The organism is Pedosphaera parvula Ellin514, from assembly GCF_000172555.1.
GTDB lineage: Bacteria > Verrucomicrobiota > Verrucomicrobiia > Limisphaerales > Pedosphaeraceae > Pedosphaera.
Window position 1 is genome coordinate 99,819 of record NZ_ABOX02000006.1, and the last position, 18,408, is coordinate 118,226.

At 52.9% G+C, this 18,408-nt stretch carries 15 protein-coding genes and 1 pseudogene; 6 read left to right on the forward strand and 10 right to left on the reverse strand.

Annotated elements, in window-relative coordinates; genetic code table 11:
* Positions 1–12: 12 nt before the first annotated feature.
* The 3 genes from CFLAV_RS06535 to CFLAV_RS06545 all read right to left on the reverse strand — a co-directional run bounded on the left by CFLAV_RS06535 (position 13) and on the right by CFLAV_RS06545 (position 3,845).
* On the reverse strand, positions 13–1,386 hold the full coding sequence (locus CFLAV_RS06535) for a tetratricopeptide repeat protein (RefSeq protein ID WP_007413877.1): 1,374 nt from the start codon (positions 1,384–1,386) through the stop codon (positions 13–15).
* A gap of 83 nt (positions 1,387–1,469) precedes the next feature.
* Positions 1,470–2,729: a hypothetical protein gene (locus CFLAV_RS06540; RefSeq protein WP_040547274.1), complete on the reverse strand. Its 1,260-nt coding sequence runs from the start codon at positions 2,727–2,729 to the stop codon at positions 1,470–1,472.
* A 102-nt stretch (positions 2,730–2,831) separates the two neighbouring features.
* Positions 2,832–3,845 (reverse strand): zinc-dependent alcohol dehydrogenase family protein, encoded by a 1,014-nt coding sequence (locus CFLAV_RS06545; RefSeq protein ID WP_007413879.1) that lies wholly within the window; start codon positions 3,843–3,845, stop codon positions 2,832–2,834.
* Positions 3,846–3,931: 86 nt separating this feature from the next.
* Between CFLAV_RS06545 and CFLAV_RS06550 the strand changes: the two genes are divergently transcribed.
* Positions 3,932–4,279: an ArsR/SmtB family transcription factor gene (locus CFLAV_RS06550; protein WP_007413880.1), complete on the forward strand. Its 348-nt coding sequence runs from the start codon at positions 3,932–3,934 to the stop codon at positions 4,277–4,279.
* A 92-nt stretch (positions 4,280–4,371) separates the two neighbouring features.
* Here the strand turns inward: CFLAV_RS06550 and CFLAV_RS06555 are convergent, their stop codons facing one another.
* A complete protein-coding gene (locus CFLAV_RS06555; protein ID WP_007413881.1) occupies positions 4,372–5,799 on the reverse strand; it encodes a hypothetical protein in 1,428 nt (475 codons plus the stop codon).
* Positions 5,800–5,983: 184 nt separating this feature from the next.
* Between CFLAV_RS06555 and CFLAV_RS06560 the strand changes: the two genes are divergently transcribed.
* Positions 5,984–6,748: a tetratricopeptide repeat protein gene (locus CFLAV_RS06560; protein WP_007413882.1), complete on the forward strand. Its 765-nt coding sequence runs from the start codon at positions 5,984–5,986 to the stop codon at positions 6,746–6,748.
* A gap of 140 nt (positions 6,749–6,888) precedes the next feature.
* Here the strand turns inward: CFLAV_RS06560 and CFLAV_RS06565 are convergent, their stop codons facing one another.
* The 4 genes from CFLAV_RS06565 to CFLAV_RS06580 all read right to left on the reverse strand — a co-directional run bounded on the left by CFLAV_RS06565 (position 6,889) and on the right by CFLAV_RS06580 (position 9,633).
* Positions 6,889–7,692 (reverse strand): hypothetical protein, encoded by an 804-nt coding sequence (locus CFLAV_RS06565; RefSeq protein ID WP_007413883.1) that lies wholly within the window; start codon positions 7,690–7,692, stop codon positions 6,889–6,891.
* Between the two features lie 66 nt (positions 7,693–7,758).
* Complete coding sequence (locus CFLAV_RS06570; RefSeq protein ID WP_007413884.1) at positions 7,759–8,193, reverse strand: TPM domain-containing protein; 435 nt, start codon at positions 8,191–8,193, stop codon at positions 7,759–7,761.
* A 6-nt stretch (positions 8,194–8,199) separates the two neighbouring features.
* Positions 8,200–8,976: a TPM domain-containing protein gene (locus tag CFLAV_RS06575; RefSeq protein WP_007413885.1), complete on the reverse strand. Its 777-nt coding sequence runs from the start codon at positions 8,974–8,976 to the stop codon at positions 8,200–8,202.
* Positions 8,977–8,982: 6 nt separating this feature from the next.
* Positions 8,983–9,633, reverse strand: coding sequence for a LemA family protein (locus CFLAV_RS06580; RefSeq protein WP_007413886.1), 651 nt, complete (start codon positions 9,631–9,633; stop codon positions 8,983–8,985).
* A gap of 928 nt (positions 9,634–10,561) precedes the next feature.
* On the opposite strand from CFLAV_RS06580, the gene CFLAV_RS31950 reads away from it, so the two are divergent.
* From CFLAV_RS31950 to tnpA, 3 genes and pseudogenes are all read left to right on the forward strand, one after another.
* Positions 10,562–11,437 (forward strand): type II secretion system protein, encoded by an 876-nt coding sequence (locus tag CFLAV_RS31950; RefSeq protein WP_007413888.1) that lies wholly within the window; start codon positions 10,562–10,564, stop codon positions 11,435–11,437.
* 184 nt (positions 11,438–11,621) lie between these two features.
* Positions 11,622–12,767, forward strand: coding sequence for a tRNA guanosine(34) transglycosylase Tgt (tgt, locus tag CFLAV_RS06595; RefSeq protein WP_007413889.1), 1,146 nt, complete (start codon positions 11,622–11,624; stop codon positions 12,765–12,767).
* A gap of 159 nt (positions 12,768–12,926) precedes the next feature.
* Positions 12,927–13,380: pseudogene (tnpA, locus tag CFLAV_RS06600) on the forward strand (IS200/IS605 family transposase).
* A 183-nt stretch (positions 13,381–13,563) separates the two neighbouring features.
* Here the strand turns inward: tnpA and CFLAV_RS06605 are convergent.
* Together CFLAV_RS06605 and CFLAV_RS06610 are read right to left on the reverse strand one after the other, a co-directional pair.
* A complete protein-coding gene (locus tag CFLAV_RS06605) occupies positions 13,564–14,187 on the reverse strand; it encodes a response regulator transcription factor (protein ID WP_007413891.1) in 624 nt (207 codons plus the stop codon).
* A gap of 77 nt (positions 14,188–14,264) precedes the next feature.
* Positions 14,265–17,102 carry a PAS domain S-box protein gene (locus CFLAV_RS06610; protein WP_007413892.1) on the reverse strand — a complete coding sequence of 946 codons (2,838 nt, stop codon included), beginning with the start codon at positions 17,100–17,102 and terminating at the stop codon, positions 14,265–14,267.
* A 271-nt stretch (positions 17,103–17,373) separates the two neighbouring features.
* Here CFLAV_RS06610 and CFLAV_RS36415 point away from each other — a divergent pair, with 271 nt between their 5' ends.
* Positions 17,374–18,405, forward strand: coding sequence for a transglycosylase SLT domain-containing protein (locus tag CFLAV_RS36415; protein ID WP_007413893.1), 1,032 nt, complete (start codon positions 17,374–17,376; stop codon positions 18,403–18,405).
* The last annotated feature ends 3 nt before the right edge of the window (positions 18,406–18,408 follow it).

Genomic DNA, 18,408 nt, shown 5'->3' on the forward strand with positions numbered 1-18,408 from the left:
AAAAAAAGCACACTAAACCGCCAACCTCACCTTCGGCTTCGCATTCACCTCCGCCGCCTTGCGCTTTTGAATCCGCTCCTCTTCCTCCATCAAATGAATATGCCTCTGCGCCGTGAAAGCCTGCGGTGACGCGGCATAGTCATGAATGAGACGCTCCAAAATCTTCCGCGCCGCCGCATGGTCGGAACGATATTTAATCTGCCACGAGGCCATCAGGCTCAACCATTCCGGGATCTTTTTCTCCGACTGCTCCGGCATGCTGATGAGCAACTCCATTTGTTCCATGGCTGCCAGCACAGAACCCAGTTGCTCCGCCAGAATCCGCGCCAATTGCTCGCGCACCTCCACATCATTGGGATCCTGTTTCAGCTTTTCCACGCATTGGTTGGCCTGCAACGTCGCCACATTCACATCCATCTTCCGCGCTTCGCCATCGCCACTCCCCAGCAGGCCACCGCTCAGCGCCGGCATGCGCACTGTCTTCACCTTTTGCTGCTCTTTGTATTCCTCCGATGATTCCGGAATTTGGTTGATTCGCAACCACGCCATCTTCGCCAAGTGCGTATCCGGATATCTTTTGCAAATCTGTTCCAGCACCTTCCGCGCGGCTATCGGGTTCTCGCATAATTTGAGTTCCCAATCCGCCAACCGATGCAGCGCAATCGCCACCTGCGTCGCCGTCATTTCCGGCTCTTCGATTAATCCGGAAATCGTCCGCTCCGCTTCCTTGATATCATGAAAATGGTTCGCATAAAGTTCAGCCAGCATCATCCAGCCCTGAAAATCCGTCTGGCATTTCTCAAGCTCGCGGATGACTTCGACCTCCGCCTCGGCGTATTTGCCGAACTTCATCGCCGCAACCGCCCGCGAATACATCGGGGCTGTCTTCTCTTCAACCAGGAGTGAAATACTCGAATGAACCAGCGGCAACATCCAGATCACGGCAGCATATCCCAGCGTCGGCAATCCGCCCGAATAAAGGATCAGGCCGGCGATCGGTGTCACCAACGCGCACCAGATAAAACTCGCCAGCAGAAAATCCTTCCGGCTCTCCTTTTCAGAACGCATCACCACCACCACCAGCCACCAGGCCAGGGTGATTGCTCCCCAATAGGTAGCCACCATGCTGACTCCTGGTGACACTTGTCCCGACGTCCGAATCCACCAGTTCGGTGAGTTTGAAAATGTAAAGATCGGCGGCAACCGTGACGAAATGCCTGAGTTAAAAATCGTCCACAGAACGAGAGGAAAAATCACCCCTTTAATCGTCCACTTAACCAGCCACTTGCGGTTATAAGTCTCGTCGTCTCCGAGCAGGTGGCCGCGATAAAAGAACGTCCCCCACACGAATGCGACCAAGGTTAATATGGATACCTCCAAACTCATTTGGTGCTGTTGTAACAGCGTTTTGACTTACATTAGACCCAACGTCGTTGGATTCCAAGCAGAGTTTCGTGCCTGATTTCGCGTCATTGTTCCACCCGTAACAACACCCCGGCGCCCGGAGCCAGCCAAACCTGTTCCCCCTCAAACGCAACGAGGTCGCCCGTGTATGGGGAAACCTTCAGCACCTTCCTGGGAGCCTTCCGGAATTGCGGTCCGCACGGAATCGATTTCTGCACATCCTTGTTCACCAGCATCACATATCGGGTGCCATCCTTATGGGTAAAATCCCCAACCACCATCTGTCCGCCAACCGTTGTGACCAGGCTGTTGGTCGAAGGCCCTTTGCATCCACTTGGAATCGAACCAAAATGATAAACCTCATCGCATTTCAGCTGGAGCAGGGTGGGGGCAAGCTTCTGAATCTGCAGATTCACATTCTGCATGTTGTGCCAGTTGGCCGTCTCATTGCCGAACTGGTCAATCGGCGCCATGCGATAGTTCCCCACCTGCGGCGCAAAGTAAGTGAAATAGGCAATCCCTTTCGCTCCATACGCCAGGCTGCTGTAAACCTGGAACTGAAAGTCCGCCGCCGTTGGCTCCCGAAAATTGAATGACCCCACCGAAAGCACGATGTTCCAGAACGGCAGATTATATTTTCTCGCCACCGCACTCATCTGCTCCAGGTTGGACCAGTAAACGTCCCGCAACGAACCATCGTCCATGATGGAATAATGATCGTAACTCAACGTCGTGGGATGAATCGTGTTCACGAACTGTTCCAGGTAATCATTGTAATTCGTGGCGTGCATTTGCCAGTTCTCGGCATAGTTCGGGAAGCAATTGATGTAAGCCCATTTTCCCGGAGCCATCTCGTTGAAGAACCCTGCCACCGTTGCCAATCCTGGAAAAAAGTCCGCACCCGGTTCATCGCGCAAATAATATCCATAGGTGGCCGGATGCTTTCCCGTTTCCGCGACCACGCTCGCCACATTGCTCCTGGCCACGTTCGCATCAACCTTCGTCCAGTCGTATCCCATCGTGCGCGCATCCCAGACTATTCCCTTTAATCCCGCAGCCTGACACGCATCCAGCGTTCCCGGCGCGACAAATCCCGCCACTGTCAATCCGCATTCCTTCATCTTTTTCAACACCGCTGGATCATTCGGCGCAGAATTCCACGCCATCACCGGGAAGATTGGCTGCTCAACCGCATTGCTCATGGAAGAAGCCTTCGTGGTAACCTCAGCTTGCCGCCTGGAAATAGGTTTTGGGTCTGTCGAAGAGCAGCCGCACGCAATGAGCGCCGCCGCTGCGCCGCACAGAAAAGGCCGAAGGAATTTCATGCCTTCAGAATAATCAGATGCGTGACGCATGCAAGCGTACGCAACACCGCCGGTCCCACTTGGTCACAGCCCTTCAATTGTTCAACGTCGGCTGGCGCATGATTAATGGCCCGGGCCGCGTATGACAATTTTGCCGAATGCACCTTGATAAAGATGGTCGTATGCAGCCAGGGCATCCTCAAATGAGTAAACCTTGTCAATGACCGGATGAATTTTAAATTGGGCAAATGCCTGATTCATTCTTTCCAGAGCGCGCCTCGGGCCGGTGGAGATTCCGCGCAGTGTCGCTTGTTTCGCCAGCACCGGAAAGAGGGGAAGGTCCGAGGTCATATCGTCGAGAAAACCAATGATTGCTATGTGGCCAAAAGCCTTGAGCGAATTCAGCGATTTGATCAAACTCCCGCCTCCGGCGACTTCCAGGACTTGGTCAACTCCCTTTTGTGAGGTCAATTCAAGAGCGGTTTTATCCCAGTCGGGAGTTGTTGTGTAATTGATCGTATGGGTCGCGCCGAGGGATTTGGCGCGCTCCAATTTCGCATCACTGCTCGACGTCACAATCACGTCCGCGCCAAGCATGCGCGATATCTGCAAGCCAAAGATTGACACTCCACCGGTGCCTTGTACCAACACTGTCTCTCCCCGTTGGAGATTGCCTCTTTCCACCAGTGAATACCAGGCCGTCAGGGCGGCGCATGGCAGGGTCGCAGCTTCGGTATCGTCCAGATAATCCGGCACGAGAACGAGCGCCTGCTCATTTAGCACAAGATATTCAGCCAGCGCACCAGGGATGGTATTTCCCAGGGTGTGGAGATATTCACCAGATTGCGGCGGGCCATCAATCCAGCGCGTGGCGTATTGCGTCATGACACGGTCGCCTTCCCGAAATCGGGTGACGTTTTTGCCGCATTCCACCACGGTGCCGACTCCATCCGCCACCTGCGTGAGTGGAAAACTCATATCAGGATTATAGATCTTTTCGATTATCAGTTTGTCCCGGTAATTGAGGGAAACGGCGCTCACCCTGATCATTACCTCGTTTTCAAGGGGCCTGCGGATTGCCACGTCTGACATTTCAAGGTTGCCACGACCAAAACCTTTGAGTATCCACGCTTTCATAATTTAACCTTTTGTAGTATAGTTTGATTGTTCGAAGACAATCGAACAATAGAACCAAGTTGAAACCTGTCAAGGTCTGAAAAATTATGAGAATACAATTGCCCAAATTTCCTTCGGTGGACGAATTGGAACTCACGAGTGTTCTTTACGCCCTGAGCGATCCGATCCGACTGGACATTGTCCGGCAACTCGCACAAGTCGAGTCGTTGTCATGCGGATGTTTTAAAATCGACATGCCCAAGTCTTCGCTGTCGCATCATTTCCGCATTTTGAGGGCATCTGGAGTCGTGGCGACGCAGAGAAAGGGAACCACGCTATTTAACGAATTGCGTCGCGCCGATCTGGAACAAAGATTCCCCGGTCTCTTGCGCGCTGTCCTTGGCGAGTCAGACCTTCAGAAAAATGAAAACGGGCGGGGGAAGCCTAAAAAATAACAACTGCGCCCGCGCCCAAACAGCGAACGGTGGCTTTCAAACCAGAAGTGAGTGAAGCCGCACAGGCGACGGGAATTGCCGCTGTCTCAGACTCATGCAGACCCCACCAGATTCTTCAAATCCGCCCGCACCGTCTGGTAAGTGGTCGAATACGACAGCACTTTCGGATCAGGCTTGATACCCCAGCGTTCACACGCCGCTTTGTAAACCTCCGGCCACCAGTTGCGATGCTGCGTCAATCCCTGCTTCTTCCACGATTCCCAGTTCATCAACACCCGCGACCAACATTCATCCCCGTAATGAACCGCCTCGGAAGCATTCTTGAAATCCTTCACATACCAGTCGCGACCAATCCGCGCGTGGAGCACTTCATCCGCCCAATCGTAATCTTGAAACAATCCTGACAGCGGATTTTGCGAGGCCAGTCCCACCTCCCATTCAAACCGCTTGCCCGTCTTCGGCATCAACCCCTGCTCAATAAAGTAAAGCACCGCATGACGTTCAATCGGTTTCAATTGTGTATTCAACGCCAGCGACCAGGTGTAATTCACCATCACTCGCTTCGGCCACTCAATACCCAGATTCGCAAAGCCCACCTCGCCCATCATTGCATGACGCGCCTCATCCCAAAGCTGCCGCGTCATGTCGCGATAATAGTCCCACGGCTTATCCTCCGTTTCCGCAATGATGCTCGCCATCATCTCCGGCACATCAATCTCCCGCAGTCGTTTGTAAAACATCATCAATGTTTTTGGCGCGGGCGGGTATTGCTCGTCGTAAAGAAATACCTCGGCATTCACCCCCATGTTATAGGGATCAGGAAACCGTTCGTCGCGCTTGGGATGGCCGTCATACTTATAGGGTTTGGCGGAATAAAAACGTCCGGTCGGCACATCTTCGGAAAGCTGTCCAGTTCCATCCAGTTTCCCAGCCGCTTCCAGGCATTCTTCCAACATCTCCAGCCATGATTTGGCCCGCTCACGGCACTTCGCATCCACCAGGCTCTCGATCGCTTGCCGGCCATACTTCTCCATCTCCTCCACTTCCAGCAGCGCGAATCGGCAGATGCGCACACTCGGATGATCCGCCAGTTGATTGGTATCCTGCAAATGCTGCTCCAACGCAGCTTTCAGCGCCGGCACCGCTTTTTCATAGAGCCCCAGCAGCAATTCCTCAGTCGTCGGGCTACAAAGAATTTCATCGAAAAAGATTTCCAGATTCGCGCCCGGAATTGCCTCCAAACCCAGCGGTGGTTCGCGCATTTCGCCCACCCGCTTGCGCAAGGCCGAGACATGCTCGGCGCAATAATGCGAGTGCAGGCTGAAACCCATCTTCAACTCATAAATCGGTTCCGCGGTGAGGCGGGCCGTGAAAATCTCATGCAAACGTTTGTAGGCGTAGTGATAACGTTTTAACCGGGTGACGCATGCCTCCACGGACAACCCCGGTTTCATGGCCTCCGGCATCGAGCAGATTCCGGCCAGGGCGGGCAGATTGCGATAAGTTTGATAGGCGTTCATAGTGGCATCCAGAGCTATCGTTACTTTACTATTTCTGCTAAAAAACTCGACTGGATTCTGTCACCTTTTATTCGTTTTTATCGTCTTATAAAATAAAACGAGGCTTGAATTTGGGGTAGGCGACTTTAATATGACCCTGAGTCGGCAAAGCCATTAAAACTATTTACCGACCACCAACACCATCATGGCTACGAACCAGGCGACATGGAACACGTTTGAGGACCTGAAAAAGGCAGCGGAAAGCGGGGATGCCGCCTCTCAATGCTATTTGGGTATCTGTTATCAAACCGGCCAGGGCACTCAGCAGGATTATGTCGAAGCCGTGAAATGGCTGCGCCGTGCCGCCGAACAGGAAGATTCCGCCGCCCAATGCTATCTGGGTGTTTGCTACCAGGCTGGTTTGGGCGTGCCTCAGGAACTGGGCCAAGCCACCCGCTGGTTCCGCGAAGCAGCCGAGCAGGGCGACCCTGCTGCTCAATTCAATTTGGGTGTGTGTTACGAGACCGGGCAGGGCGTACCCCAAAACTATGCCGAAGCTTTCAAGTGGTATCACGCCGCTGCCGAACGCGGTGAACCTCAGGCCCAATTCAATCTGGGTGTTTTCTACGAAAGCGGCCAGGTAGTGCCTCAGGACTACGAGGAAGCAGTCAAATGGTATCTCGCTTCAGCCGAGCAGGAAACCGCCCCTGCGCAATGTAATCTGGGTCTCTGCTATCAAACCGGTCGCGGCGTGGAAAAGAACGAAGCCATGGCCGTGAAGTGGTTCTGCAAAGCTGCGCGCCAGGGTGACAAGACTGCCCAACATAACCTGGGCCTTTACTACGCCACCTTGGAAGAAGCCCGCGCTGCCATGAAGGTCGCTGCCGCAGCCGAAGCCGAAGCCAAAGCTATTGAGGAAGCCACCGCGAAGGCTGCGGAAGAAGCCGGTGCTTCTGTGGAGACTGACTAAGTTAAAGTTCCAACAGATCCTAAAGAGTCCCAAAGGGACGCCGTCATTAGCCAGGGGCGTGAGCCCCTGGAAAGGTGCAAATAAAATCAGCCCCAACGGGGCGGCAGTACCTCCGATCTAATCCGCACGCCCCAACACAATCACGCACTCAATCCTTTTTTCTTTTTCACCCTCTGCTTGAGGTGATCAATTCTCGACCGCACTTGGCTCTTAAATTTGGTCCTCAATTGCGAAATCCTGTGCGGTGTCATCTCCCGCTTCAACACATACCGAACGTGCGGCACCGGCGTGCGGGAAATATCCTCCGGCGTCGTATTTTTCGCGTGCACTCCGGGTGCCAGTTCAATCTCCGCCTTGCGAAACAAATGCTGCACAAAAGCTGAGCAATACATCGAACTCTCGCGCGCCAATGGATTCCTCTCGGCGCGCATCTTCGCATCACGCAGCGCAATCATGGTGCCGAACAATTCCCGCACGGAATAACGCGCCCGGTTCGCCACCAAATCCAGCGCCTCGCAGAGCAGGGTGGATACTTGTTTCTCCGAAAGCCCGAAATCCAGGACTGCCAGCGTGCTGTACAGATCCTCATCATGATATTTGGTGGCGCGATTTTCCTGCACCCCAAGTTGGATATGCTTCCGATGCACCTGCAAATCCGACTCAATCACCCAGTGATGCCCATCATGCCGCTTGCCTTGGAACAAAAAGGCGTGCGACCATGAACCCCATGCCTTGGCCGCATCCACGTGCCGCTCCGCCCGGGCAATCGCCTTATCAATCAACGTGATTCCACCGGAGAGCCCGATGCGTCCCGGACTGGCGTAAAGCTCAAGAAATTCTCGATTGGTCATGCCCGTCACCTCCACCGTGCGGATGGGGATTTGACCAGAAGAAATACCTTGGGAAAGTTGCGGAACGGATTCAATTGGGCTGACGTCTTCCATGAGCAACCCGATTATAGAACCCTTTTTGAAAATCAAAACAAGATTTTACGAACTCTCCCTCGACGCCTAATCACGGCCGATCTCATCCGAAAGCTCATTTTTATCACCGGGCTTGCCGGGAAAGTGCCGTGCGAGCAGTTCACCCGCCTTGTGAACCCCATGCAAAATCCCCTGTGTAAACTCGGACTTCTTGAAATGACCCGTCATTTCCCTTGCCACCAGTTCCCAAAACTCCTGCCCACACTTTTCGTGCACTGCCTGATCACCAACCACCGCAAATCTTTGAACTCTCGGCGCGACATAAATCAACACGCCATTTCTCTCTGAGGTTTTGTGCATTTCCAGGGCTGTAAACTGTGCCTGCGCCGCCACGATGGCATCTTCCGGCTCTTGTCGGCTGACAAAAACCCTGATTTCACCGGACGTCGTCTGTTCCGCCTTCTGAATGGCAGACACAATATGTTTATCATCCAGTTTGCTGATGAAATCCCTTGCTTTCATAAGATTCTACCAACTCCCGCTCGCTCCCCCGCCTCCAGTGGATCCGCCACCTCCCGAGAAACCTCCGCCACCACCACCGCCGCCTCCCCAACTCCCCCCACCACCGCCTGATGTCCAACCCCCGCCACCCCAACCGCCAAAGCCGCCACTGCCCATGGTCCAGCCTGAATACCCCCGCCTTCTCGGCCCGCGGAAGAAGAAGGAAAGAATGAAAAACCCCACGATTACCAGGAAAATGATGCCCCCGAGGCTGTGGCTGCCGTTCTGTCCGGTTTGATCTGCGACCGTTCCACCAGTCCCTTTATATTCACCCTTTGCGGCCGCCATCATCGCGGCCACTCCTGCCGTCATTCCGCCATCCCAATCATTCTGTTTCAGATGCGGTGCAATTTCATCCTGCACGATGCGCTTGCAAATGGCATCCGGCATCGCCCCCTCAAGTCCATAGCCGGTTGCAATCCGCATTTTGTGCTCTTGCACGAAAACAAAGAGAACCGCCCCGTTATTCTTGTCTTTCAACCCCGGCTTCCACTCCCTAAATACCCGCACCGTATAATCCTCAATGGACGAATCCGTCTCCATTTTCGGATAGATCGCCACCAAAAGCTGGCTCGAAGTCTGCCGCTCAAAATCCTCCAATTGCTGGTTCAAACGTTGGGCCGTGCCCGCCGAGACCACATGTGCATAATCGTTGAAATAAAGTTTCGGTGCGGGCGGGATGACCTCCGCAGCCGAGAGGCAAAAACACCAGATCAGCCCGAGGATAAAACACAGTTGCTTCACAGATTGCTACCTGGTTGCCGGAGCGGACGTGGCCGGCGGATTCCCGAAATTAAACTCCACTTTGGGCGGCGCTTCAGCACCCGCCGTGGCTTGGAAGTAAGGTTTTTCCTTGAATCCCAAAAAACCCGCATACAAAACCGTGGGAAACGCCTTCAATCTCGTATTATAGGCTGCAACAGCTTCGTTGAAATCTCTCCTGGCCACCGCAATCCGATTTTCCGTCCCTTCGAGTTGCGCCTGTAAGTCACGAAAGTTTGTGTTTGCCTTCAACTCCGGATAGCGCTCTGACACCACCAATAATCGAGACAGGGCTCCACCCAGTTGATTCTGCGCCTGCTGATATTTTGCGAGTTGTTGAGGATCAGTCGGTGCGTTGTTGGGATCAACCTTGACCTGTCCCACCGATGCCCGGGCCTGGGTAATTTCAACCAGGGTGGATTTCTCAAAGTTGGCGGCTCCCGCCACTGTATTGACCAGATTGGGCACCAGATCAGCCCGCCGTTGATAATCATTCTGCACCTGTGCCCAGGATCTGTTCACCCCCTGATTCAACGTGTTCAGGCGATTATAACCTCCGGCGCCGGCCATTGCCACAATGATCACGCCCACAATCACGATCAACAGCACCACCCCACAACCAAGCCCAAGTTTTTTCATAATATCACAATTATCTGACTCTTAGATTAGCACACTCACCGTCCGAGGGCGAATCAGGAACGCCCGGCGTAAGTGCCTCTTGTTAAATGAGAATGCCCTGATAGGTAGCCTTCACTCACTTGTAAATCATAAACCATCCATGGGTTGCCCGTGAAGGGGAAACATCGTTTCCAGTGGAGACCTTGAGGGGAAACATCCGCTTCTATCAACGATGGGAGCTTTGCCGTCGCCATGGATCCAACTTCCGGTTGGATCCATGTTCCCTTAACTCTTCATGGGGGCGCAGTCGGCATTTCATTCTTGGATGGCCACGCAGAGCTTCATAAATGGCAGCATTTGGATAGGTTGCCCAAGGTAATGTATTCAACTCTCTTCTCCTTTAATAACACGGGCAATAACTCGGATGTTCAGTGGCTGCAGTCGAAGACATCGGCTCTCAGATAACCATTAAATTGTTTTTTCCCTTCCTCTTTAGAAAGCCATCCCCGTTAGGTGGCTCGGTGATACCATTTGCAGGCAGGAGATGTTGTTCTGCGCTTTCCCCGCGTGAAGCTGTGCCAGACTCCTGATGAAACGTCCAAACCGCAGGGGGATTTTAACTGGAGAGAAAACAAAGGCATCCGAAGCTGCGTGCAATCATTTCCTTTAATCAAAAGCCTCCCGGCTCGCAGTTATGTTTTAAATCAATTTTCCCATCAGGCACTCTCCGATTCGGCGCGATCTCAGGTTGCTTTACTGGGTGACGTTACTACTTGTAAAAAGTTAGTGACTCTGAGTTACATTTGAGCGAGCTGAAATACCGGGCTTAACTGCCGGGCGGAGTTACCCATGTGCATGCAAAAGCACAGTTGACTACGTAAGAGAAACAATTAATATTCGACGCATAGCCATTAGTTCTGTAAAACACTCAGCGCCCAATTTAACTCGTATGCGCAACTCAAATCTAAAACCCACTGTGCGTCTCCGCTCCACCCCTGGAAGGGGCGCGTTTACCCTGATTGAACTCCTGGTGGTGATCGCTATCATCGCCATTCTTGCCGGACTCCTGTTGCCCGCCCTGGCCAGGGCCAAGATGAAGGCGCAGACCATCTCCTGTACCAGCAACAACAAGCAGTTGATTCTCGCCTTCAAGATGTACGCCGATGAGAACAACGGTACTTATATTGTTAATCAGGATGATTCTTCTGGCGGCTGGATTTATGGATCGATGAATTATGCTAATGGGACGCCCAATGGTGCTGATACCAATACAGCCTATCTGACAGACGTTACTCAGGGTGCCAGGTTGGCTCCTTACACAGGCAAAAACTCTGGAATTTATAAATGCCCCGCTGATCGGAGTACGCAATTCTCCGGCCTCAAAGGAGCCTTGCGTGTTCGCAGCGTTTCGATGAACCAGGCCGTAGGTCCCAATACAAATGGTAATATCATAAACCCAAATCGAGGCGGTTGGCTCCCTCAATCTGCTGGATGGAATGTTTACGAGAAAGAATCCAAGGTCACCAGGCCTTCCGAGCTTTTCGTTTTCATTGATGAACATCCGGATTTTATCAATGATGGTGGTTTTGCTGTTGCAATGGATCCTGCTTCAGGGTGGATAGACGTCCCGTCACTCGTTCATGGCGGTGCAGTTGGTCTATCCTTCGTTGATGGACATGCAGAGGTTCATAAGTGGCGGTATCTGGATCATTTGCCCAGGGTAATCTACTCCAGCCCCGGGGCTGGCTTTAATAACGGTCCGGTTTCTCCTTATAGTTTTAACCCGGACGTGCAATGGTTGCAAGCCCACACATCTTTTAAATAACGCCAATTCGTTCAAAATTGTTATCCCTGAATTCTGCGCCCCTGCTTTCATTGCAGGGGCGTTTTTCATTGGGGCATGCTAGTGTGGGGCGGATGTCGCCTGCTCCCGTCCCCTGCGTGATTGAACTTTCGCTCCGAAAAAAATCATGTTCAAACCACCTCTTTCCTGATTAAACCTTCGGTTCATGTACGAATTGTTAAAAACGGATCCGCATTCCAGGGCGCGCCTGGGACGGTTGATCACGACGCGTGGCACCATCAATACTCCCACCTTCATGCCGGTGGGAACTCAAGGCAGCGTGAAGGCCCTGGATCCCCGCGAATTGCTGGATATGGGCACCCAGATAATTCTCGGCAACACCTATCATTTAAATATCCGCCCCGGACTCGATATCATCACGGCCGCCGGTGACCTGCATAAATTCATTAATTGGCCGTACCCAATTCTGACCGATAGCGGTGGCTTCCAGGTCTTCAGCCTTGCCAAAATCCGTAAAGTGAAACCCCACGGAGTCGAGTTTCGCTCCCATCTGGATGGCTCGCTCCTTTTCCTTGGACCCAAGGAAGCCATGCACATCCAAAAAGTGCTAGCCTCCGATATCGCCATGGTCTTTGACGAATGTCCGCCGCATGATAGTCCAATCCGCGAGATGCGTGCCGCCGTCGAACGCACCATTCGTTGGGCGAAGGAATGCCGGGAACAGCCCCGTGCCCATGGTCAAATGGTCTTCGGCATCGTCCAGGGCGGCAGCAACGCTGCCATGCGGGAAGAGTGCGCCAAGGCGCTGGTGCCGATGGAATTCGATGGCTATGCCATCGGCGGCGTCAGTGTTGGCGAACCCGAACCTGAGATGATGAAAGCCGTGGAATACACGGAACCATTTCTGCCAGCCACCAAAGCCCGTTATGCCATGGGGCTCGGCACCCCGGCTCAAATGGTTGAGTTGGTGGCGCGCGGAGTTGACATGTTTGATTGTGTTTTGCCCACCCGTGTCGCCCGGAATGGCACTGCTTTCACCCGCAAAGGCACCATCAGCATCAAGGCCGGGTTTAATAAATCCGATTTTGGCCCCATCGAGGAAGGATGCGACTGCTATGCCTGTAAAAACTTCACACGTGCCTACCTGCGCCACCTGCTGAATGTGAATGAAATTTTGGGCCTCCGCATGCTCAGCGTGCATAACTCCCATATGTACCTCAAGGTGATGGAAGATATTCGCGCTTCTCTGGCGGCCGGCACCTTTGCCGAATTTCGAAGGGAATTTATCGCCACTTACGTTCCTTCACGCAAGGTGCTCTCTGCCCGCGAAGAGACGCGTGGAGACAAATAATTTTCAGTCCAAATTTTCCCAGCCCCAACGGGGCGCTCCATACCAGCCTGGGGTGAAACCCCAGGAAAGGGCCCACCCCAAACAGCTAAGCCCTGAAAGGGCGCCCGAAACGTCCCCTCTGGACTGGCAAAATTCAAACCATTGCCTTAAATCATGACCATGCCGCAATCCCTGAGCCTGGTCATCATTCACATCATTTTTAGCACAAAGGAACGCTACGCTTTCCTTGATATTGATACCCGCCCCACACTCCATGCCTATCTCTCCACCGTCGCGCGCAATGTTGATTGCGAGTGCCATCGGGTGGGGGGGCGTGGCCGATCATGTGCATCTGGCCATTCGCCTGTCACGGAATATTACCATTGCAGAACTGGTGAAAAAATTGAAAACCTCCTCATCGCAGTGGTTGAAAACACAGTCTCCAAGCCTGGCGACATTCGCATGGCAAACCGGTTATGGTTGTTTCTCGGTCGGTCCGACCGATCTGGATGCTTTATGTGCCTATATTGATCAACAGGAAAAGCATCATGCCACGCGCTCCTTTCAGGAGGAATTCAGAATGTTTTTGAAAAAATATGGCGTCGAGTATGACGAGGCCTATGTATGGGATTAGAGCGCCCCTTTAGGGCTTTGATGTTTTGTTGATGATTTCCTGGGGTTTCACCCCAGGCTGGTATGGAACGCCCCGTTGGGGCTGAAAAGCGGCCTCCAATAGTTATTGGATATGCCAGTCTCATGAGGGGGCCGACTTTTGATTTTCTTTTTCTTCAACCCCAACAGAAATGGCCACTAAATCCTACTTCTGCAGATATTTTACCACCGCATCTGTGCGGGAATGGACGTGGAGTTTGTTGTAAATGCTGTTCAGGTGCTTGCGAACGGTATCAATGCTGATGGAAAGACGATCCGCAATTTCCTTGTAAAGATAGCCTTGGGCCAGGTGATGCAACACCTCCTCCTCCCGCTTGGAAAGGCTCGCGATCTCGTTCGGCGCTGGAACTTGATGAAAGTACTGGACCACTTTGCGGGCAATGTGGCTGGACATCGGCGAACCTCCATCATACACCTGCTTGATGGCCTGGCTTAACTCACCCCGCGAGGTCCGTTTCAGCAGGTAACCGCAGGCGCCTGCCGCGAGTGATTGGAAGATTTTTTCCGTGTCCTCATAGACCGTGAGCATGACAACCAGCAATCCGGGCATGGTGGCCTTCAATTTCCGCACACATTCAATGCCGCTCATCGCGGGCAGATTGATATCCATCAGCAGAACGTTGGGCTCATCCATCGGAACTCCCACCATCGCCGCCTCGGCCGTCCGGTATTGGCTCACACAACGAAAACCTTCCTCTTGATTCAACAGAAAGACGAAGCTTTCACGTATTTCATCATCATCATCTACAACTGCAATAGTGATAGCCATCTGTAAGCCTAGTTTCCTACCAATAAACGACTCTGAGCACAATTACCTAAATATGTAATTCGCATTTTAAATGAAATTCATTTTTCCAGGTTGATCGCCAGGGCTACCGTGGTGCCGTGGTCAAGTTGGCTCTTCAACGTGATCACTCCGCCGATTTTGTCCATTCGCTTGCGCATATTGCCTAAACCATTTGAGAACGGCTTTAGCTTGCCGGTTTCAAACCCTCTGCCGTTGTCTGAAATCGTAACCGTAAACTCCGTCCCTGCAATCCCCATCTGCAGTGATACCTCAGTCGCTTCCGAATGTTTTACCACGTTGTTCAAACATTCCTTTACCACCAGAAACAGGTTATGGCGCACATCGGAGCCGAGATAATAGTTCGGCAGCATGGTTGGCACGTCCAGGCGGTAATTAATCACGGTTACTTTCAGCAGTTCTTCCGCCAAATGGCAGATATAGCTGGCAAACTTTTCCAGGCTGTCATTTCCCGGATCAACGGCCCAGACAATCTCATCCACATTCCTGACCACCTCGCGGGACATGGCGGAAATCTTTTGGATCCTGGCCCTGGATTCCTCCGGGGCCACGATCTTTCCGGAGGCAATTTCGGCTTCTGCAATTTCACTCAACAGCGTGATGCGTGTTAAACTCCCGCCCACATCATCGTGCATGTCGCGGGCGATCCGATCGCGTTCCTTTTCCAGGGCCCGTTGTTGTTCGAGTTGCTGGATTTTCCTCTGCACTCGCTTGCTCACCGTCATGTCCCGGATGACGCTCAGGCAAAGAGTAGGCTGTTCCTCCACCTCCAACAGCGAATTGGTGAGTTCCCAAAACAACACCTTCCCGTTCCAAAGCGTCACCTCTTTCTCCCGGTGTGGTGGAATCAATCGTTCCCGGAAACGCTCACAAAAGACTTGGGCGATTTTCTTCGCCTGGCCCGGTTCGTACACACTGGCGAGTGATCGCCCCAGTAATTCCTCGCGCGGCTTGTCCACCATGCGGCAAAACGTTTCGTTTACCATCAGGAAAATGCCATGTTCATCCAGCAATCGCATGCCATCGAGCGAATTTTCCCAAACCAATCGCAGCTGGGCCTCGGATTTCCGCAGTTCGTCCTCGGCGCGCTTATGCTCTGTGGTGTCCCGAAACAATCCCAACACCATCCGCTTGCTCTCGGGCAGTTCGATGACAGAATTGGTTACTTCCAAATCGACAGTCTTGCCGCTCCGAATGGTCAATTTGCGCTCAATCGTCTTCTCCACGTTCTTGTTTTTAAAACGTTGGCGGTATCGAAAGAGCAGCTGATCGTGATTCTCGGCCTGCGAATAGATGGTGGTAAATGGTTTTCCAACCAGCTCATTTTCCTGAATGCCCACCAGTCGGCAAAAAGCCTCGTTTACGGCCACGATCATTCCCGATTCGTCGGTCAGACGCATCCCGTCAACAGAGTTTTCCCAAATCGAATGAAAAAGTTTTTCCGAACTCTTCAGTTCTTGTTCAGCCCGGATACGCTCCAACGCCCCCCCACAATGGTCCGCCAGACTTTGCAGCAGGTGCAAATCCTCCTGCTTATACGCGTTGATGTGATAGCTGTGAATGGACAGGATTCCAATCACCTTGGTGCGATTCCGTATCTGCACCAGCATGATGGAGGCCGAAGGGCGGGCCAGGTCCCCAAATGGAAAGGTGTCGGGAGAAAGCTTCAGCGGTTCGTTTTTCAACACCAGTTCTGCTCCGGCCTCCAATATCCGCCGCGACCGCATGCTGGGAGTATTATCCACCAACGGTATGAAGAGTTCCTGCTTCCGGCCCTGAATGGTGTCCACGTTGAGCACCGGATGCACCTTATCTTGATTAGGACTGTATAAATTCAACGAATAGGCGTCCCAATGGAATAACTCGTCAGAAACATCTCCAATAATACGTGCCGCTTCCTTTGGAGTCGTGGCCGAACTCAGGCTTTCTCCCAATTTCGAAAGCGCCAGATGCCGGTATTCGACACGCTTGTGCTCTGTGATATCCACGCCCATGCCGAGCACACAAGGCTGGCCATGAAACAACATCAGGGTGCCGGTAAAATAATAAGGCGTTGCATCACCCAGCTTGGATACAAGGTTTGCTTCTACATTAGCTTGCCCATTCTCAAACACGGATTGGATCCGCTCGGCAATCCGGTTTTTGTCGCCATCGCCAAAGAATTCCAAGGGACTCATGCCGGCTATCTCCGAGTTGGAATAGCCAGTTACCCTTTCCAAGTTGCGATTCCATCGAAGAAACTCTCCTCCTTTGTTAAACAGGTAAAATATCCCCGGGAGGCTGTTGATTATGGAGTCGGAAAGGTTTCGTTCCCGGAGCAAGTCTTCTTCGGCTCCGTTCCTCGCGAGAGTCAAGGCCCGCACCAGGTCATTTTCCCTGGTCGGCCTTGGAATCCCAGGCTTCCTCACTGTCCGGATCAAAAGTTGTTCCGGCTTTAATTCCGTCAACGCCAACCGGCCTAATTTCCGGAGTGCCAGTTGGTCCTCCCGGGTCATCTTACGTGGTCTTCGGTCGAGAACGCATAGTAGTCCCAGAATCTTTCCGGATGGATGGAGCAGGTGAATCCCGGCGTAAAACCGCATGGGCGCTTCTCCTCCCGGCCATGGTTCTGCCGCAAATCGATCGCTCTTCTGAATGTCTTCCAGAATAAGCTCCTCGGTTTGTTCCTCTGAAAGAACTGATAAACGGCCAATTTCCTCTGCCTCTCCGGCGGTTAAACCAAACCACGAAATGGGTTGTGCCTGCCCATGTTTCCAAAGGCAGATCAAGGAATACGGAACCTGGCAGATTCGGGCTGCCAGACTGGTAAGGTCATCTAAAAGAGACTCCCGTGGAGAGCGGTCCGCTTCGCCCTGCAGTGTGATTTCTCGGTTCTTCATGGTGCCTGGCGAAAACCGGGCTCGATTTTTCGTGTGCCGTTGAGAACAATTTTTATTATTATCTTAGTCAGGAACGACTGCCAAGCAAAAGTAATCGTGTTTACCCGTCAAATGTCCCTGGGCCTGCTTTTTAGACGTGTAACAGACATGTAACAGACGTGTAACTCTTTGGTTGCGAACTTGCTTTGTAGGACACCACTTACATTAACATGTAATTCTAACCTCCCTCATTTCGTGTTCCAATCAGGCAGATTCCACCACGACTGACTATATGCCTGTGCACAGGTTAACTGCTGCAAAAGGTCACACACCGGATGGCTTGTTTATGCATTTCCCCTCTCTACCCTCTTTTTCTCTCCTCATCTTGCTCGCCTTGGCAGCCACAAATCTCAGTCGCGCTCAACTTTCTGCTGAAACTCCCGCAGTCGGCCAACCTCCTTCTGCCGCCGACTCCGCCCCGATCAGGAGCCCGGAGGATCTGGCGCGGGAGAAGGCCATCGCGGAGTTCACGCAGCGGATGAAGGATGCCAATTATCCGGCCCTCTTCGAAAAGGCGGCCAGTGAGTTTGGCGTGCCCACCGATGTCCTGGCGGGCATTGCCTTTGCCGAAACCCGGTGGGAACACCTGCAGTGGCCGCCCGGGGAGACGGTGTCCCCGGAAACGGGCATGCCCCGGCCCTACGGGATCATGTCCCTGTGGGATAATGAATACTTTGGGCACAGCCTCCTGGATGCCGCCAAACTGATCGGCAAGGACCCGCAGGAACTTAAGGATGACCCCTACCAGAACATGCGCGGGGCGGCCGCGCTTTTGAAGCAGCTCTATAGTGAGACGCCCAAGCCCGCCGATGCCCAAGGGGATGAGATTGAGAGCTGGCGCAAGGCCATCGTGAAATACAGCGGCATCCCCCAGCCCGAACTGAGTGAACAGCATGGCTTGGAGGTTTATGAGTACATGAACGACGGTTACCACCAGTATGGCATCGAATGGGAGAAGCACCCGGTAAAGCTGGAGGCCATGCGGGCGGAAGTGGCCAAAATCAAGGCGGATGCCCAAGCCCTGGCTCTGGCCAGGGAGAAAGAGCAGCAGGAAAAGGATGCTAAGCTGATCCCGGCCCTGGCCAAAAAGAATGTAAATAATGAAGCTCCTAAAGCCCAATCAGGTGCTGCGGTGCAGGTAGCCGCCAGCACACCTTCCACCAAGCCTTCCTGGATGATTTGGGGGGCGGCTCTAGGAATTTTAGCATTGGTTGTAGTCATCTACTTCGCCTTACGGCCGAAGGATATTTCGAGCAGGAAGTGAAGT

What these genes read in the sequence shown, in the direction of transcription:
- CFLAV_RS06610 (WP_007413892.1), bottom strand. Translation starts at nt 17,102, where the DNA reads ATGAAGAACCGAGAAATCACACTGCAGGGCGAAGCGGACCGCTCTCCA.
- CFLAV_RS06605 (WP_007413891.1), bottom strand. Translation starts at nt 14,187, where the DNA reads ATGGCTATCACTATTGCAGTTGTAGATGATGATGATGAAATACGTGAA.
- CFLAV_RS06565 (WP_007413883.1), bottom strand. Translation starts at nt 7,692, where the DNA reads ATGGAAGACGTCAGCCCAATTGAATCCGTTCCGCAACTTTCCCAAGGT.
- tgt (WP_007413889.1), top strand. Translation starts at nt 11,622, where the DNA reads ATGTACGAATTGTTAAAAACGGATCCGCATTCCAGGGCGCGCCTGGGA.
- CFLAV_RS06550 (WP_007413880.1), top strand. Translation starts at nt 3,932, where the DNA reads ATGAGAATACAATTGCCCAAATTTCCTTCGGTGGACGAATTGGAACTC.
- CFLAV_RS06545 (WP_007413879.1), bottom strand. Translation starts at nt 3,845, where the DNA reads ATGAAAGCGTGGATACTCAAAGGTTTTGGTCGTGGCAACCTTGAAATG.
- CFLAV_RS06540 (WP_040547274.1), bottom strand. Translation starts at nt 2,729, where the DNA reads ATGAAATTCCTTCGGCCTTTTCTGTGCGGCGCAGCGGCGGCGCTCATT.
- CFLAV_RS06555 (WP_007413881.1), bottom strand. Translation starts at nt 5,799, where the DNA reads ATGAACGCCTATCAAACTTATCGCAATCTGCCCGCCCTGGCCGGAATC.
- CFLAV_RS31950 (WP_007413888.1), top strand. Translation starts at nt 10,562, where the DNA reads ATGCGCAACTCAAATCTAAAACCCACTGTGCGTCTCCGCTCCACCCCT.
- CFLAV_RS06535 (WP_007413877.1), bottom strand. Translation starts at nt 1,386, where the DNA reads ATGAGTTTGGAGGTATCCATATTAACCTTGGTCGCATTCGTGTGGGGG.
- CFLAV_RS06580 (WP_007413886.1), bottom strand. Translation starts at nt 9,633, where the DNA reads ATGAAAAAACTTGGGCTTGGTTGTGGGGTGGTGCTGTTGATCGTGATT.
- CFLAV_RS06570 (WP_007413884.1), bottom strand. Translation starts at nt 8,193, where the DNA reads ATGAAAGCAAGGGATTTCATCAGCAAACTGGATGATAAACATATTGTG.
- CFLAV_RS06560 (WP_007413882.1), top strand. Translation starts at nt 5,984, where the DNA reads ATGGCTACGAACCAGGCGACATGGAACACGTTTGAGGACCTGAAAAAG.
- CFLAV_RS36415 (WP_007413893.1), top strand. Translation starts at nt 17,374, where the DNA reads ATGCCTGTGCACAGGTTAACTGCTGCAAAAGGTCACACACCGGATGGC.